The 14,114-nt window shown below is 73.1% G+C and carries 11 protein-coding genes; 9 read left to right on the forward strand and 2 right to left on the reverse strand.

Features of this window, described 5'->3' with window-relative positions; translation table 11 throughout:
• Positions 1-142: 142 nt before the first annotated feature.
• From K7787_RS18300 to hutH, 5 genes are all read left to right on the forward strand, one after another.
• The gene (locus tag K7787_RS18300; protein ID WP_164392841.1) at positions 143-1,036 is read left to right on the forward strand and encodes a biotin--[acetyl-CoA-carboxylase] ligase; all 894 of its coding nucleotides are present in this window, start codon (positions 143-145) and stop codon (positions 1,034-1,036) included.
• A 147-nt stretch (positions 1,037-1,183) separates the two neighbouring features.
• Positions 1,184-2,323 (forward strand): adenylate/guanylate cyclase domain-containing protein, encoded by a 1,140-nt coding sequence (locus tag K7787_RS18305; protein ID WP_019980160.1) that lies wholly within the window; start codon positions 1,184-1,186, stop codon positions 2,321-2,323.
• A gap of 938 nt (positions 2,324-3,261) precedes the next feature.
• On the forward strand, positions 3,262-4,056 hold the full coding sequence (locus tag K7787_RS18310) for an enoyl-CoA hydratase/isomerase family protein (RefSeq protein WP_223002211.1): 795 nt from the start codon (positions 3,262-3,264) through the stop codon (positions 4,054-4,056).
• A gap of 397 nt (positions 4,057-4,453) precedes the next feature.
• Positions 4,454-5,602 carry a GGDEF domain-containing protein gene (locus K7787_RS18315; protein ID WP_164389789.1) on the forward strand — a complete coding sequence of 383 codons (1,149 nt, stop codon included), beginning with the start codon at positions 4,454-4,456 and terminating at the stop codon, positions 5,600-5,602.
• A 162-nt stretch (positions 5,603-5,764) separates the two neighbouring features.
• Complete coding sequence (gene hutH / locus K7787_RS18320) at positions 5,765-7,303, forward strand: histidine ammonia-lyase (protein WP_020657115.1); 1,539 nt, start codon at positions 5,765-5,767, stop codon at positions 7,301-7,303.
• A 193-nt stretch (positions 7,304-7,496) separates the two neighbouring features.
• Here the strand turns inward: hutH and K7787_RS18325 are convergent, their stop codons facing one another.
• Positions 7,497-7,937, reverse strand: coding sequence for a cell wall protein (locus K7787_RS18325; protein WP_308036383.1), 441 nt, complete (start codon positions 7,935-7,937; stop codon positions 7,497-7,499).
• A 443-nt stretch (positions 7,938-8,380) separates the two neighbouring features.
• Here K7787_RS18325 and K7787_RS18330 point away from each other — a divergent pair, with 443 nt between their 5' ends.
• From K7787_RS18330 to msrA, 4 genes are all read left to right on the forward strand, one after another.
• Positions 8,381-9,631, forward strand: a complete 1,251-nt coding sequence (locus K7787_RS18330; RefSeq protein WP_231573835.1) for a L,D-transpeptidase — start codon at positions 8,381-8,383, stop codon at positions 9,629-9,631.
• Positions 9,632-9,890: 259 nt separating this feature from the next.
• Complete coding sequence (locus K7787_RS18335) at positions 9,891-11,351, forward strand: ABC transporter permease (protein WP_223002212.1); 1,461 nt, start codon at positions 9,891-9,893, stop codon at positions 11,349-11,351.
• Between the two features lie 55 nt (positions 11,352-11,406).
• Entirely contained in the window at positions 11,407-12,090 is a 684-nt protein-coding gene (locus tag K7787_RS18340) for an ABC transporter ATP-binding protein (RefSeq protein WP_009190326.1), read from the forward strand.
• Positions 12,091-12,268: 178 nt separating this feature from the next.
• Complete coding sequence (msrA, locus tag K7787_RS18345) at positions 12,269-12,781, forward strand: peptide-methionine (S)-S-oxide reductase MsrA (protein ID WP_223002213.1); 513 nt, start codon at positions 12,269-12,271, stop codon at positions 12,779-12,781.
• 139 nt (positions 12,782-12,920) lie between these two features.
• Here msrA and K7787_RS18350 read toward each other — a convergent pair whose 3' ends face one another.
• Positions 12,921-14,039 carry a hypothetical protein gene (locus K7787_RS18350; RefSeq protein ID WP_009190328.1) on the reverse strand — a complete coding sequence of 373 codons (1,119 nt, stop codon included), beginning with the start codon at positions 14,037-14,039 and terminating at the stop codon, positions 12,921-12,923.
• Between the last annotated feature and the right edge of the window lie 75 nt (positions 14,040-14,114).

The following is a 14,114-nucleotide window of genomic DNA, read 5'->3' on the forward strand; positions in this document are numbered from 1 at the left end:
TGGATCTCTGGACGCTCTTCCGGCTCGGACATCGGGATGCGGCTCCCTGCCTGCTCAAAAGGGGGGACGGTTACTCAGCCGTAGCGTAGTGGCGGCCCCACCGATCGGCAGTGCGGCATTTACCACACCTAGGGTGGCTTGCATGACGCCCCGCGATGCAGCAGACGACCATTCCGCGAACGACGGCAACTCCTCGGGGGGAAGCCGCTGGTCCGACCTCGACCGCCCGCCCCTGAACGCCACGGCGCTGCGCCGCGCGCTGGTCCGCCCGGGCGGCCTGTGGTCCGGCCTGGAGGTGGTGCAGAGCACCGGCTCCACCAACGCGGACCTGGTGGCCGCCGCCGAGTCCGGGAAGGCGGCCGAGGGCGCCGTGCTGGTCGCGGAGGCGCAGACCGCCGCGCGCGGCCGCCTGGACCGGCGGTGGACCGCCCCGGCCCGCTCCGGCCTGTTCTTCTCGGTGCTGCTGCGGCCCGGCGACGTGCCGGTGGCCCGCTGGGGCTGGCTGCCGCTGCTGACCGGCGTGGCGGTGGCCACCGGACTGGCCCGCTCCGCCGGTGTCGACACGGCGCTGAAGTGGCCGAACGATCTGCTGGTCACGGTCGGCGGCGAGGAGCGCAAGGCCGGCGGCATCCTCGCCGAGCGGGCCGGGAACGACGGCGTCGTCATCGGCGTGGGCGTCAACGTCACCCTCCGCGCGGACGAGCTGCCCGTCCCGCAGGCCGGCTCGCTGGCCCTGGCGAACGCGGTGAGCACGGACCGCGACACGCTGCTGCGGGCGGTGCTGCGCGCGCTGGAGGACTGGTACGGCCGCTGGCGCACCGCCGGGGGCGACCCGTCCGCCGCCGGCCTTCAGGAGGCGTACGCGGCGGGCTGCGCCACCCTGGGCCGCCGGGTGCGCGCGGAACTGCCGGGCGACCGGTCGCTGATCGGCGAGGCGGTGGCGGTGGACGGCGACGGCCGCCTGGTCCTCGCCACGCAGGACGGCGTGCAGGAGCCGGTGGGAGCGGGCGACATCGTGCACCTGCGCCCGGCGTGACGGGCCGCGCCCGGTGAGGGCCCGGACCCGAGAAGACGCCGGTCAGGTCACCCCTCGGCCCAACCTGACGGAGTGAGCTGGCGCACACCTGCCGTAGAGTTGAGGCCGGTCGGTACCTGACCGTGGCAGATGGGAAGGGCAGCAGGCGTGACCGTCGACGACACGGGCTCCGGCGCGGACGACGCGGACGACGCGGACGGCCGGGTGGACCCGGAGGCCGCCGACTCCGGCGAAGACCCGCTGGCGCTGCGACTCGAACAGCTGATCCTCGGCGCCGAGCGTCGCTACACCCCTTTCCAGGCGGCCCGCAGCGCCGGCGTCTCCATGGAGCTGGCGTCCCGCTTCTGGCGGGCCATGGGCTTCGCCGACATAGGGCAGGCCAAGGCGCTGACCGAGGCCGACGTGCTGGCCCTGCGGCGGCTGGCCGGTCTGGTCGAGGCGGGGCTGCTCAGCGAGGCCATGGCGGTGCAGGTGGCGCGCTCCACCGGGCAGACCACCGCCCGGCTGGCCGAGTGGCAGATCGACTCCTTCCTGGAGGGCCTGACCGAGCCGCCCGAGCCGGGCATGACGCGCACCGAGGTGACGTACCCGATCGTCGAGCTGCTGCTGCCCGAGCTGGAGGAGTTCCTGGTCTACGTCTGGCGCCGCCAGCTCGCCGCGTCCGCCGGGCGGGTCGTGCAGGCGGCGGACGACGAGGAGATGGTGGACCGGCGGCTCGCGGTGGCCTTCGCGGACCTGGTCGGCTTCACCCGGCTGACCCGCCGGATGGAGGAGGAGGAACTCGGCGAGCTGGTCGAGGCCTTCGAGACGACCTCCGCCGACCTGGTGGCCGCGCGCGGCGGCCGCCTGATCAAGACCCTCGGCGACGAGGTGCTCTACGCGGCGGACGACGCCGGTACGGCGGCGGACATCGCGCTGCGCCTGGTGGAGACCCTGGGCAACGACGAGACGATGCCCGAACTGCGGGTCGGCATGGCGTTCGGCACGGTCACCACCCGAATGGGCGATGTCTTCGGTACGACCGTCAACCTCGCCTCCCGCCTCACCTCCATAGCCCCGCGCGACGCGGTGCTGGTGGACAGCGCGTTCGCCGAGGAACTGATCCGCACGGGTGACGCCCCCGCGTCCGAGGCGGAGGCGGCCGAGGCCGCCGCGGCGGCGGAGAAGGAGGGCGAGGAGCCCCCGGTGTACCGCTTCGCCCTGCAACCGACCTGGCAGCGCCCGGTCCGAGGCCTGGGCGTGGTCGAACCCTGGCTGCTCACCAGGCGCGAGGGCGCGGCGCCGTGACCACCGTGGGGCCCGGCGCCCCCCGCCCCGCCCTCACCGCACCCCGATACACAGTCCGATGATCGGAACGCACAGGCCGCCGCCCCCGGCGGACGGGGTGGGCGCCGGACTCTCCGGAGCGGCCGGCCCGCTCCGGCTGGGTGCCGGGGTCGGGGTCGGCCGCGGCTCCGACCCGCCACTGGCGGACGGCTGAGGCGCGGGCGCACCGCCCGAGGGAGCCGCCGACCCCGGCCCGCCCGCACCGTCCGCGGCCCCGTCACCCGGACCGTACGACGACGGGACAGGCGCCGCGGAGCCCGGCCCACGGGAACCACGGGGCCCGGCCGCCACGGAGGCCGCCCCGGCGCTCCCCATGGGCCCGGCCGCCGAAGCCGCACCGGACCCACCGGCCCACGTACGGCCACGCGCCCCCTGCCCCGCACCACTCCCCGCACTCCCGCCCGCACCACCACGCGCGCCCGGCGACGCCCCTGCACCTCCGGCACCACTGGCCTCCGGCGCGGCATGCCGCACGGGAGGGGACTCCGCCTCGGCGGTCCCCAACCCCCCGCCCGCGTACTCGGGGGCCAGCCGTACGAGACCGAGCGCACCGGCGGCCAGGGCGAGACCGCCGGCGGCGAGCAGCGCCTTGCGCCGCCGGGACCGACGGTGCCGGCCGCGCGCCCGTACGCCGATGACGCCTATGTGGGCCTGACCGTCCCGAACCGTACTGGTGTCCGTCATAACCGCCCTCCCGACGCGCTCGCGCCCCCGTTGCGCCCCGGCACGTTATGCGCCGAACCGCGGGTTACGCGGAAGTCGGACGAAATGTCACTCGAACGGGGTGCCGGACCTCGACAAGGGGAGCGCGCAGGGGTGACCGCTCTTCCCCCGCACGGGCGAGGCCTGCGATGATCGGACCAGCAGTCTTGTTAACACGCGTTAACCGGGAGGGTGTCATGAGCGAGGAGCGGTTCGGCGAGTTCGTACTGGTCCGGCGGCACGGATACGTCGCGGAACTCGTACTGGACCGGCCGAAGGCCATGAACGCCGTGTCGACCGACATGGCCCGGTCGATCGCCGGGGCGTGCGCGGCCCTCGCCGCCGACCGGGACGCGCGCGTGGTCGTCCTGACCTCGTCGCACGAACGGGCGTTCTGCGTCGGCGCGGACCTCAAGGAACGCAACTCCTTCACGGACGCCGACCTGATGAGGCAGCGCCCGGTCGCGCGCGGGGCGTACACCGGCGTACTGGAGCTGCCGATGCCGACGATCGCCGCGGTGCACGGCTTCGCGCTGGGCGGCGGCTTCGAGCTGGCGCTGTCCTGCGATGTGATCGTGGCCGACAGGACGGCGCTGGTGGGCCTGCCGGAGGTGTCCGTGGGGGTCATCCCGGGCGGCGGCGGCACCCAGCTGCTGCCGAGGCGGGTGGGCGCGGCACGGGCGGCCGAGCTGATCTTCACGGCCCGCCGCGTGGAGGCGGCCGAGGCCCGCGAGCTGGGCTTGGTGGACCAGCTGGTGGACGAGGGCCAGGACCGTACGGAGGCCCTGGCCCTCGCCGCCCGCATGGCGGCGAACTCCCCGATCGGCCTACGCGCCGCCAAGCGCTCCCTGCGCCTCGGCCAGGGCCTGGACCTGCGCGCCGCACTGGACGTGGAGGACGCGGCCTGGCGCACCACGGCCTTCTCGGCGGACCGCGCGGAGGGGGTAGCGGCCTTCAACGAGAAGCGCACCCCGAACTGGCCGGGCGAGTAAGCCCCACACACCCCGGCCCGACCCACGGCCCGCCCACCCCCGCGCACCCTGCCCCCACCAGGCCGCACCCGCCTTACAACGAAAGCGGGCCACCGCCCTCGCGCCTCGGCCCCCACCGGGCCGCAGCCGCCGTACGGCGGAAGGGGCCGTGGTGGTACGTCCATATGCCCGCCGCGTACTGCGGTCCCTCCTCCGTCAACGAGTCAACCTCCGGGCCGTATGTCCGTGGGCGGCGGGCTGGACGTACCACCACGGCCCCGACCCACCACGCACCCCAAGCGCCCCGGCCCACCACTCACCCAGGGCGCCCCGACCCACAGCGCACCCCACGCCCACCGGGACCCACGCTCAGCCCTTTCGAGTCCCCGTTCGGAGAAAACATCCCTAGCCTGGGGTGATGGGTGAGAACAGACGGCTGGCCGCCGTCGTGGCGTTGGCGCAGGGAATGGCCGCGGCGCACACTCCACGCGAGTCGTGGCGCGCGGCGGCACTGGGAGCGTGCCGCGCGCTGGAGGGCAGCTTCGCCGCCCTCTCCGTATGGGAACGCGACCGAAGCCGCCTGCGCGTCCTGGTGAACGTGGGCGACCGCGCCCCCGAGGAGGAGGAGTTCCCGGAGGACGAGACGTACCCCGTGCACCAGTTCCCGGAGATCACGGAGTTCCTGCACGAGCGCTGGGCCTCGGGCGGCGAGCCCGACGCCTGGGTGGAGACCGCAGAGGGCCCCGCCGCCGGCCGGCCCGGCTACTGCCACCAGCGGGTAGCCGCCCTGCGCCGCAGGGGCCGCGGCTGCTGCGTGGTCGCCCCGATCGTGCTGCACGGCCGCGCCTGGGGCGAGCTGTACGTCGCCCGCAAGACCGGCGCCCCGCTCCTGGACCGCGCGGACGCGGACTTCGCGACGGTCCTCGCGGCGGTCGTGGCGGCCGGTCTCGCGCAGACGGAACGGCTGGAGGAGGCCCGCAGGCTGGCGTTCACGGACTCGCTCACGGGCCTGGCCAACCGCCGGGCCGTGGACGTCCGCCTGGACGAGGCCATCGAACGGCACCGCACCGAGGGGGTGGTGGTCAGCCTCGTCGTCTGCGACCTCAACGGCCTCAAGCGGGTCAACGACACCCTCGGCCACGCGGTCGGCGACCGCCTCCTGGAGCGCTTCGGGTCGGTGCTGTCGCTGTGCGGGGCGATGGTGCCGGGGGCCCTTGCGGCACGCCTGGGCGGCGACGAGTTCTGCCTGCTGGCGGTGGGCCCGTCGGCCGACGAGGTGGTGAAGGCGGCCGAGGAACTGTGCGGGCGCGCGGCGGAACTGGAGCTGGGGGAGGGGGTGGCGTGCGGCGTGGCGTCGACGGAGGACGACGTCGGCACGGTGGCGTCGGCCCGTCGGCTGTTCCGGCTGGCGGACGCGGCGCAGTACCGCGCGAAGGCGCTGCGCGCGGACCGTCCGGTGGTCGCGGGCAGGGAGGGCCCCGACGACCCGGTGGTCCGCCTGGCGGACGAACCGTCCCCGCCGAAACCCCCGGCGGAACGCCGCCGCTTCCGCGGCCGCCGACTCTGAGCGAGCCCCAACCCGCACGCACCCCCAACCCGCACGCACCCCCACCCCGAAGGCCACCCCCCGCCCCCACCCCCAAAGCTGGCCCCACCCCCAAGTAAGGGTCACCCGCCTCCCCCACTAGTGACATCCCCGCATTCAATGCGTACGCTCCTGAATATGGATATGCACACTGTGGTGGTGGGGACGACCGGCGTCACCGCGTCGGACGTCCTCGCCGTGGCCCGCGCCGGCGCCCGGGTCGAGCTCTCCGAGGACGCGCTGGCCGCCCTCGCCGCGGCCCGGGAGATCGTGGACGCCCTGGCGGCCAAGCCGGAACCCGTCTACGGCGTCAGCACCGGCTTCGGCGCCCTGGCGACCCGGCACATCAGCCCGGAACTCCGAGCCCAGCTACAGCGCAACATCGTCCGCTCGCACGCGGCCGGCATGGGCCCGAGGGTCGAGCGCGAAGTCGTACGCGCCCTGATGTTCCTGCGCCTGAAGACCGTCTGCTCCGGACACACGGGCGTGCGCCCCGAGGTCGCGCAGACGATGGCGGACGTCCTCAACGCGGGCATCACCCCGGTCGTCCACGAGTACGGCTCCCTCGGCTGCTCCGGCGACCTGGCCCCGCTCTCGCACTGCGCCCTCACCCTGATGGGCGAAGGCGACGCGGAGGGCCCCGACGGCACGGTGCGCCCGGCCGGCGAACTCCTCGCCGAGCACGGCATCCAGCCCGTCGAGCTGCGCGAGAAGGAGGGCCTGGCCCTCCTCAACGGCACGGACGGCATGCTCGGCATGCTGATCATGGCCCTCGCCGACCTCGACACCCTCTACAAGTCGGCCGACATCACCGCCGCCCTCTCGCTGGAGGCGCTGCTCGGCACGGACAAGGTCCTCGCCCCCGAGCTGCACGCCATCCGCCCGCACCCGGGCCAGGGCGCCTCCGCCGCCAACATGCTGGCCGTCCTCAAGGGCTCGGAACTCACCGGCCACCACCAGGACGACGCCCCCCGAGTACAGGACGCGTACTCGGTGCGCTGCGCCCCGCAGGTCGCCGGCGCCGGCCGGGACACCCTCGCGCACGCGCGCCTCGTCGCCGAGCGCGAACTCGCCTCCGCCGTCGACAACCCGGTCGTCCTGCCCGACGGCCGCGTGGAGTCGAACGGCAACTTCCACGGCGCCCCGGTCGCCTACGTCCTGGACTTCCTCGCGATCGCCGCCGCCGACCTCGGCTCGATCGCCGAGCGCCGTACCGACCGGCTGCTCGACAAGAACCGCAGCCACGGCCTGCCGCCGTTCCTCGCGGACGACGCCGGCGTCGACTCGGGCCTGATGATCGCCCAGTACACGCAGGCCGCGCTGGTCAGCGAGATGAAGCGGCTGGCCGTACCGGCGTCCGCTGACTCGATCCCGTCCTCCGCGATGCAGGAGGACCACGTCTCGATGGGCTGGTCGGCGGCGCGCAAGCTGCGTACGGCGGTCGGCAACCTGACCCGGATCATCGCGATCGAGCTGTACGCGGCGGCCCGCGCGGTGGAGCTGCGGGAGGGGCTGACCCCGGCGCCCGCGACCCGGGCGGTCATCGAGGCCGCACGGGCGGCGGGCGTGGGCGGCCCCGGTCCGGACCGCTTCCTCGCCCCCGACCTGGCCGCCGCCGACGCCTTCGTGCGCGACGGCGGACTGCTGGCGGCGGCGGAGACGGTCACGGGCCCGCTGCAGTGAGCGATCCTCTTCGGTGAGCCATCCCCTGCGGTGAACCAGGGAGGCCCCGCCGCGACGACACGCGGCGGGGCCGTCACCTGCGCGGTCGGAAAGCCAACTGGCGGCAGAACGAGCCGGGTTCGGAGCCAGAGCCCGAGCCGGTTCAGAGCCCGAGCCGGTTCAGAGCGTGAGCCGGTTCACAGCCCGAGCTTGTTCAGAGCCCGAGCCGCTCCCGCCGCACCGAATACACCACGAACCCGGCGCCCAGGGCGAGGAAGACCGTACCGCCGACGACGTACGGGGTGGTGTCGATGCTTCCGGTGTCGGCGAGCAGAGTGCCCTCCTCGGAACCGGCCTGCTCCGAACCACCCGCACTCTCGGCGCTGTTCGCGCCGTCCGCGCCGTCCGTCTCGGTGTCCGCGGCGGCGGCCCGGAACCCGGCGGCGTGCGCCCCGTCCGAGCCGGACGAGGACAGGGTCAGCCCCTCGCCCCGACCGCCCCCCGCGTCCCGCGCCGCCGAGGCGACGGTGGCCGCCCCGGCCGCCGTTCTCGCCGGCGCCTCTCCGGTCGCGCTCGCGGAGGGGACGAACCACAGGGCGCCCAGCAGGGTCCCCGCGGCGGTGGCGGTCAGCAACGTACGGCGAGCGGATGACACGGAATATCGATCCCCTTGTGGCGCTGGCGAATTGGCCGTGTGGGCTGATGGTAGTGAAAGTCGAGGGTCACGGGAAAGTCACGGGTTCCCGGCGCCACTCGCCACGCCGGTACGCCCCACTACGCCCCCTTCCCGCCCCCGACCACGCCCTCGACGCCCTGCCGCGCCCCTCCGCAACCCCGCTGGAACGCACCGCCGTTATCGCGCTGTGACAAAGGACACCGGAGAACTTCACAGAAGTCCCGGCGTGCCCGGCTCCTCGGCGAGAATGAGAGGGAACGGCACGGCGCGCGGGCCGACGCGGGCGCGCCCTTCCCCGCGGACGTGGTGTGTCCCACATCCGTACGCCCTGGGGAACGGGACGAATCGGTCGTAGCGTTGTTCGTTCGTGACGGGGGAAGCAAGGGGTCTTGGGGAATTCGGCAACGATGGAGAAGCGTGTGATGACGAACAGTAGGCGGCGCAGGGTCCTCGTGGCCTCGTCCGCACTGCTTGGCGGTGTGCTGATGCTCTCGGCGTGTTCCGGCAGCAGCGACGCCGCCGACGGGTCCGGCGACGACAGCACCTCGCAGGCCAAGACGGACCAGGCCGCGGCGCAGGAGTCGTCGGAGGCCCAGATCAAGATCACACCAGCGGACGGCTCCGACGACGCCTCGATCAACAACTCCGCCACCGTCACGGTCGCCAAGGGCACGCTGACGGACGTCACGATGACCACGACCGACGGCAAGGCGGTCCAGGGGCAGATATCCGCGGACAAGACGAGCTGGAAGCCCAGCGTCCAGCTGAGCCGCGCCACCACCTACAAGGTCGCCGCGACCGCCACGGACGCCAAGGGCCGCGCCGCCCACGAGAACGCCTCGTTCACCACGGTCGCCCCGGCGCACAGCTTCATCGGCTCCTTCACGCCGGACAACGGCACCACGGTCGGCGTCGGCATGCCGGTGTCGATCAACTTCGACAAGGCGATCACCAACAAGGCGGCCGTCCAGAAGGGCATCACGGTCACCTCCTCCAGCGGACAGGAGGTCGTGGGCCACTGGTTCGGCGCCAACCGCCTGGACTTCCGGCCCGAGGAGTACTGGAAGGAGAACTCCACCGTCACGCTGAAGCTCAACCTCGACGGTGTGCAGGGCGCGCAGGGCGTCTACGGCGTCCAGCAGAAGACGGTCACCTTCCACATCGGCCGCAACCAGGTCTCCTACGTCGACGCGAAGACCAAGCAGATGAAGGTCACGCAGGACGGCAGGACCGTCAAGACCATCCCGATCTCCGCGGGCGCCCCCGACCACACGACGTACGAGGGTCAGATGGTGATCGCCGAGAAGTTCACCCAGACCCGGATGAACGGCGCGACGGTCGGCTTCAAGGACTCCGACGGCAAGGGCGAGTACGACATCAAGGACGTGCCGCACGCCATGCGCCTGACCACGTCCGGCACCTTCATCCACGGCAACTACTGGGGCGCCCCGTCCGTCTTCGGCAGCGCCAACACCAGTCACGGCTGCGTGGGCCTCCAGGACAAGAAGGGCGCGAACGACCCGAGCACGCCGGCCGCGTGGTTCTACAGCCACTCGCTCATCGGCGACGTCGTGGTCGTGCAGCACACCGGCGACAAGACGGTGGCCCCGGACAACGGCCTCAACGGCTGGAACATGAGCTGGTCCCAGTGGAAGGCCGGCTCCGCCGTCTGACCCGCGCTCAACCCCCTGCCGATGCCGCCCCTCCGAGGGCGGCATCGCTGTTCCCCGGCCCCGCCCGCCGCCCCGGATCAGGGTCCTGGCCCCGCCCGCCGCCCCGGATCGCCGCCCCGGATCGCCGCCCCGGATCGGCGTCCCGGCCCGTCCGGCGCCCGCGACGGGCATCCCGGCGCCGAGCGGCGCCGACGCCTTCTCATGCTCCTCTTATGCCGGCCTTATCGCTTCATCACAGTGCCTCCCTAGCTTGCGGCGCATGTTCTTCACCTACCTGAGGCGCGAACTGCGCCGCCGTAGAAAAGCGGCCCTCGTCGTCGCCTCCGGTCTCGCCCTCGGCATCGCGCTCGTCATCGTGGTCACCTCCGTGTCCAACGGCATGAGCAAGGCTCAGGACAAGGTCCTCCAGTCGCTGTACGGGCTCGGCACCGACATGACCGTCACCAAGGCCGCGACGCCCACCTCCGGCGAGTCACAGCGCCCCCGCTTCCAGTTCGACGCGAAGGGCAGTGACGACAGCAAGACCCAGAGCAGCGACCGGGTCATGGCGCAGGGCTTCACCACCCTGCCCACCACGACGGTCACCAAGGTCGCGGGCCAGCAGGGCGTCTCCTCGGCCGTGGGCGGGCTCAGCCTCAACGTGGTGAAGATCAGCGGCCAGTTCACCCGCGGCGAGTTCCAGCAGCAGAAGGGCAGTGGCGAGGGCGGCCGGTACGGCGGCGGCGCCCCGCAGGGCAGCGTCCAGGGCGGCGGCGCGAACTTCGACGTCAACCAGTACAGCGTCTACGGCGCCGACGTCACCCAGCCCGCCCTCGGCCCGCTGACCTCCTCGAAGATCACCAGCGGCCGTACCTTCAAGACCACCGAGACGGACGCGAAGGTCGCCGTGGCCGACTCCGCGTACGCCAAGGAGAAGAAGCTCACCACCGGCAGCACGGTCACGATCAAGGACGTCAAGTTCCAGATCATCGGCATCGCGACGGCGAACAGCGGTGACGCGGCGGCCAACCTCTACATCCCGCTGAAGCAGGCGCAGACGCTCAGCGACAACAAGGACAAGGTCACCACGATCTACGTCAAGGCGGCCGACTCCCAGCAGATCGACACCGTCAAGAGCGCCATCCAGAAGAACGTCTCGGGCACCACGGTGACCACCTCCGCCGACCTGGCGAAGACCGTCTCCGGCTCGCTGTCCACCGCCTCCAGCCTGGCCGCCAACGTCGGCAAGTGGCTGTCGATCGCGGTGCTGGTGGCCGCGTTCCTGGTCGCCGGACTGCTGACCTCCTCGGCGGTGTCCCGGCGGGTGCGCGAGTTCGGCACGCTGAAGGCGCTGGGCTGGAAGTCGGGCCGGGTGACCCGGCAGGTGATCGGCGAGGCCGTCGTCAACGGCCTGGTGGGCGGCGTGCTCGGCATCGCGCTCGGCCTGGCGGGCGCGTACGCGGTGACCGCGATCAGCCCGTCGCTGCAGGCCGAACTCGGTTCCTCGGCCGGCTCCGGCGCGGGCGGCGGCTTCGGCAGGAGCGGCGGGGGCGGCGGCTTCGGCGGCCCCGGCCGGCAGACGGCGAAGTCCCTCGAAGTGGCGCTCACCGCGCCGGTCAGCCTCACCACCATCGCCGTCGCGGTCGGCCTCGCGGTGGCCGGCGGCCTGGTCGCGGGCGCGTTCGGCGGCTGGCGCGCCTCGCGACTGCGCCCGGCGGACGCGCTGCGCCGGGTCGAGTAGCGCGAGGCGCTTCCCGCCCTTCCCTTCCCGCATCCCTCCAGGAGCTGCTTCACCCATGTACGAACTCAGAGGCGTCACCAAGCGCTACACCCGGGGCAAGGAGGCCGTCCTCGCCCTCGACGGCATCGACCTGACGATCGGCGACGGCGACCGGCTGGTCATCCAGGGCCCCACCGGCGGCGGCAAGTCCACGCTGCTGCAGATGCTCGGCGGCCTGGACCGGCCGACCTCCGGCGAGGTCGTCCTGGACGGCACCGACATGGCGAAGCTGTCCGAGGCCCGGCTCACCAAGGTGCGCAGCGAGAACATCGGCTTCGTCTTCCAGTCCTTCAACCTGATACCGACCCTGACCGCGCAGGAGAACGTCGAGACCGCCCTCGTCCCGCTCGGCGTCAAGACCAAGGAACGGCGCGAGCGGGCCGCCGAGGCGCTGACGTCGGTCGGCCTCGGCGAACGGCTCGGCCACCTGCCCGGCGAGATGTCCGGCGGCCAGCAGCAGCGCGTCGCCATCGCCCGCGCCCTGGTCAAGCAGCCCAAGGTGCTCCTCGCCGACGAGCCCACCGGCAACCTGGACGAGTCCACCCGCGACGAGATCATGGACGTCCTCGAACGCCTGTGGAAGGAGCACGGCCTGACCTTCGTCATGGTCACCCACGACTCCGCCATCGCCAGAAAGGCCCCCCGCCTGGCCACCATCCGCAAGGGCCGCATCACGGTGAAGGAGAACGCGCAGGCGTAGCCGCGGGGGCGGTACGGCGGCCCGTGCGGGGACCCTCTGTCCCCGTACGGGCCGCACCGCCCGGCGGATACGGAATGGCCTCGAATCCTCGGGCGTTGAGCGAGGTGGGCGAGTGTCGGCCCGTGGGTGAGCCGAGCGGCCCGAGTGACCGAGCTGACCGAGACATTGGAGGGCCGCTATGGCTGCGCAGACGCAGAGGGCCGTGCTCGCGGGCGGGTGCTTCTGGGGGATGGAGGAGCTGATCCGCCGGCTCCCCGGCGTGACGGCGACCCGGGTCGGATACACCGGCGGCGACGTGCCGAACGCGACGTACCGCGACCACGGCACGCACGCGGAGGCCGTGGAGATCCTCTTCGACCCCGAGAAGACCGACTACCGGGCGATCCTGGAGTTCTTCTTCCAGATCCACGACCCGAGCACCAAGAACCGCCAGGGCAACGACATCGGTCTCAGCTACCGCTCGGCGATCTACTACGTGGACGACGAGCAGAAGCGGATCGCCGAGGACACGATCGCGGACGTGGACGCCTCCGGGCTGTGGCCGGGCAAGGTCGTCACCGAGGTGGAGCCGGTCGGCCCCTTCTGGGAGGCCGAGCCCGAGCACCAGGACTACCTCCAGCGCTACCCGAACGGCTACACCTGCCACTTCCCGCGTCCGGGATGGCGGCTGCCCGCCCGCGCCGAGGGCTGACCCCGCCCGTACCGGGGGCTGACCCCGTCCGCGTCGGGGTGCGCCGGCTCGCGTCGGGGTGCCCCGCCTGCGCGGGGCTGACCGCGACGCGGCCCGGCCTTCCTGAGACGGGCCGCATACCCCGAGTCGGTGCGGCAGTTCAGTGCGGCAGCGTCGCCGGGCTGCCGCCGTTCGCCTCGTAGCCCGCGACCGCCAGGGCGCGGTAGACGGCGAACTCCGCCGCCGGGTCCGCGGAGAGCGTCCAGGGCAGGGCGCCCACATGGCCGTCGACGTGTATGAGCTGGCTCATGGCCTCCGCCCAGCGCTCGGAGCGGACCAGGAAGAAGATCAGCAGATGGCGGACGTGGGCCGTCATCGGGTCGCCCGGACGGGCCGCCTCCACCGCGAACAGCGCGCCGTGCACCGCCTTGGTGACGACCTCGCTCTGGTAGAAGCCGCGGACCAGGTTCACCTCGGGCAGGTGCTCGAAGACCGCGAACAGCGGCATCGCCGCCAGCAGCGAACCCCGGGGCGCGCGGGCCGCCGCCGCTTCCGCGAAGGACATCGCCAGCTCGCGCGAGCCGTGCCACTTCTCGCACCAGTAGTGCAGGGCCGCCAGGTGTGCGCCCATGTGGGCCGGCGCCCGGTCCAGGATCTTCAGCCACAGCTCCTCGAACTGCGGCTGCGTGTACCCGAGGCCGCGGGCCACGGCCAGTTCGATGATGTACGGGACCGGGTCGCCGGGCGCCAGCAGGGCGGCCTGGCCGCAGGTCTCCCGGGCCTCCTCCATGATGATCCGGAACTCGTCCGTCCCCGGCGTGGACGTGCGCCACGCCTGCTGCACCAGGAACTCCGCGTGCACGGCGGCGCCGCCCGCGTCCTTGGGCGCCTCGGCCCGCCACACCCGCAGCCACTGGCCCCCGGGCGTCTCGTGCACCCCGCCCGGCCGCTGCTGCAGCTCCAGCGCCGCCGCGCCGGCGAAGGCCTGCACGCGCTGCCAGCGCAGCTCGCCCTCGGTCTCGGTGCCGGCCAGCAGCTGCGCGGCCGCGCGGTAGTCCTGGGTGCGCTGCACCAGGTCCAGCACGTCCAGCAGGTCCTGGTCGGGGCCGGGCATGCGGACGTCCAGCTCCTCCTCCGGCGCGAAGCCGTAGTCCGCCGGGTCCGCGGCGTCGGGGTGCCCGGGCGGGACCTGCTCGATGACGCCACGCCTGCGCCGCAGGAACGGCAGCAGCACGAAGCCCAGCATGACCAGCGCCATCAGGACCCAGAGAATCTCCATGCCCCCAAGCGAACCAGACCGCGCCGACAATTGGCCAACCTGTCCCGCGGACCTGTGGAAAACCCCGCGCCGGTG

The organism is Streptomyces sennicomposti, from assembly GCF_019890635.1.
GTDB classification, from domain to species: domain Bacteria; phylum Actinomycetota; class Actinomycetes; order Streptomycetales; family Streptomycetaceae; genus Streptomyces; species Streptomyces sennicomposti.

Coding starts and splice junctions, on each gene's coding strand:
- msrA (WP_223002213.1), top strand. CDS start 12,269: ATGGCTGCGCAGACGCAGAGGGCCGTGCTCGCGGGCGGGTGCTTCTGG.
- K7787_RS18335 (WP_223002212.1), top strand. CDS start 9,891: ATGTTCTTCACCTACCTGAGGCGCGAACTGCGCCGCCGTAGAAAAGCG.
- K7787_RS18350 (WP_009190328.1), bottom strand. CDS start 14,039: ATGGAGATTCTCTGGGTCCTGATGGCGCTGGTCATGCTGGGCTTCGTG.
- hutH (WP_020657115.1), top strand. CDS start 5,765: ATGCACACTGTGGTGGTGGGGACGACCGGCGTCACCGCGTCGGACGTC.
- K7787_RS18300 (WP_164392841.1), top strand. CDS start 143: ATGACGCCCCGCGATGCAGCAGACGACCATTCCGCGAACGACGGCAAC.
- K7787_RS18315 (WP_164389789.1), top strand. CDS start 4,454: ATGGGTGAGAACAGACGGCTGGCCGCCGTCGTGGCGTTGGCGCAGGGA.
- K7787_RS18340 (WP_009190326.1), top strand. CDS start 11,407: ATGTACGAACTCAGAGGCGTCACCAAGCGCTACACCCGGGGCAAGGAG.
- K7787_RS18310 (WP_223002211.1), top strand. CDS start 3,262: ATGAGCGAGGAGCGGTTCGGCGAGTTCGTACTGGTCCGGCGGCACGGA.
- K7787_RS18330 (WP_231573835.1), top strand. CDS start 8,381: ATGACGAACAGTAGGCGGCGCAGGGTCCTCGTGGCCTCGTCCGCACTG.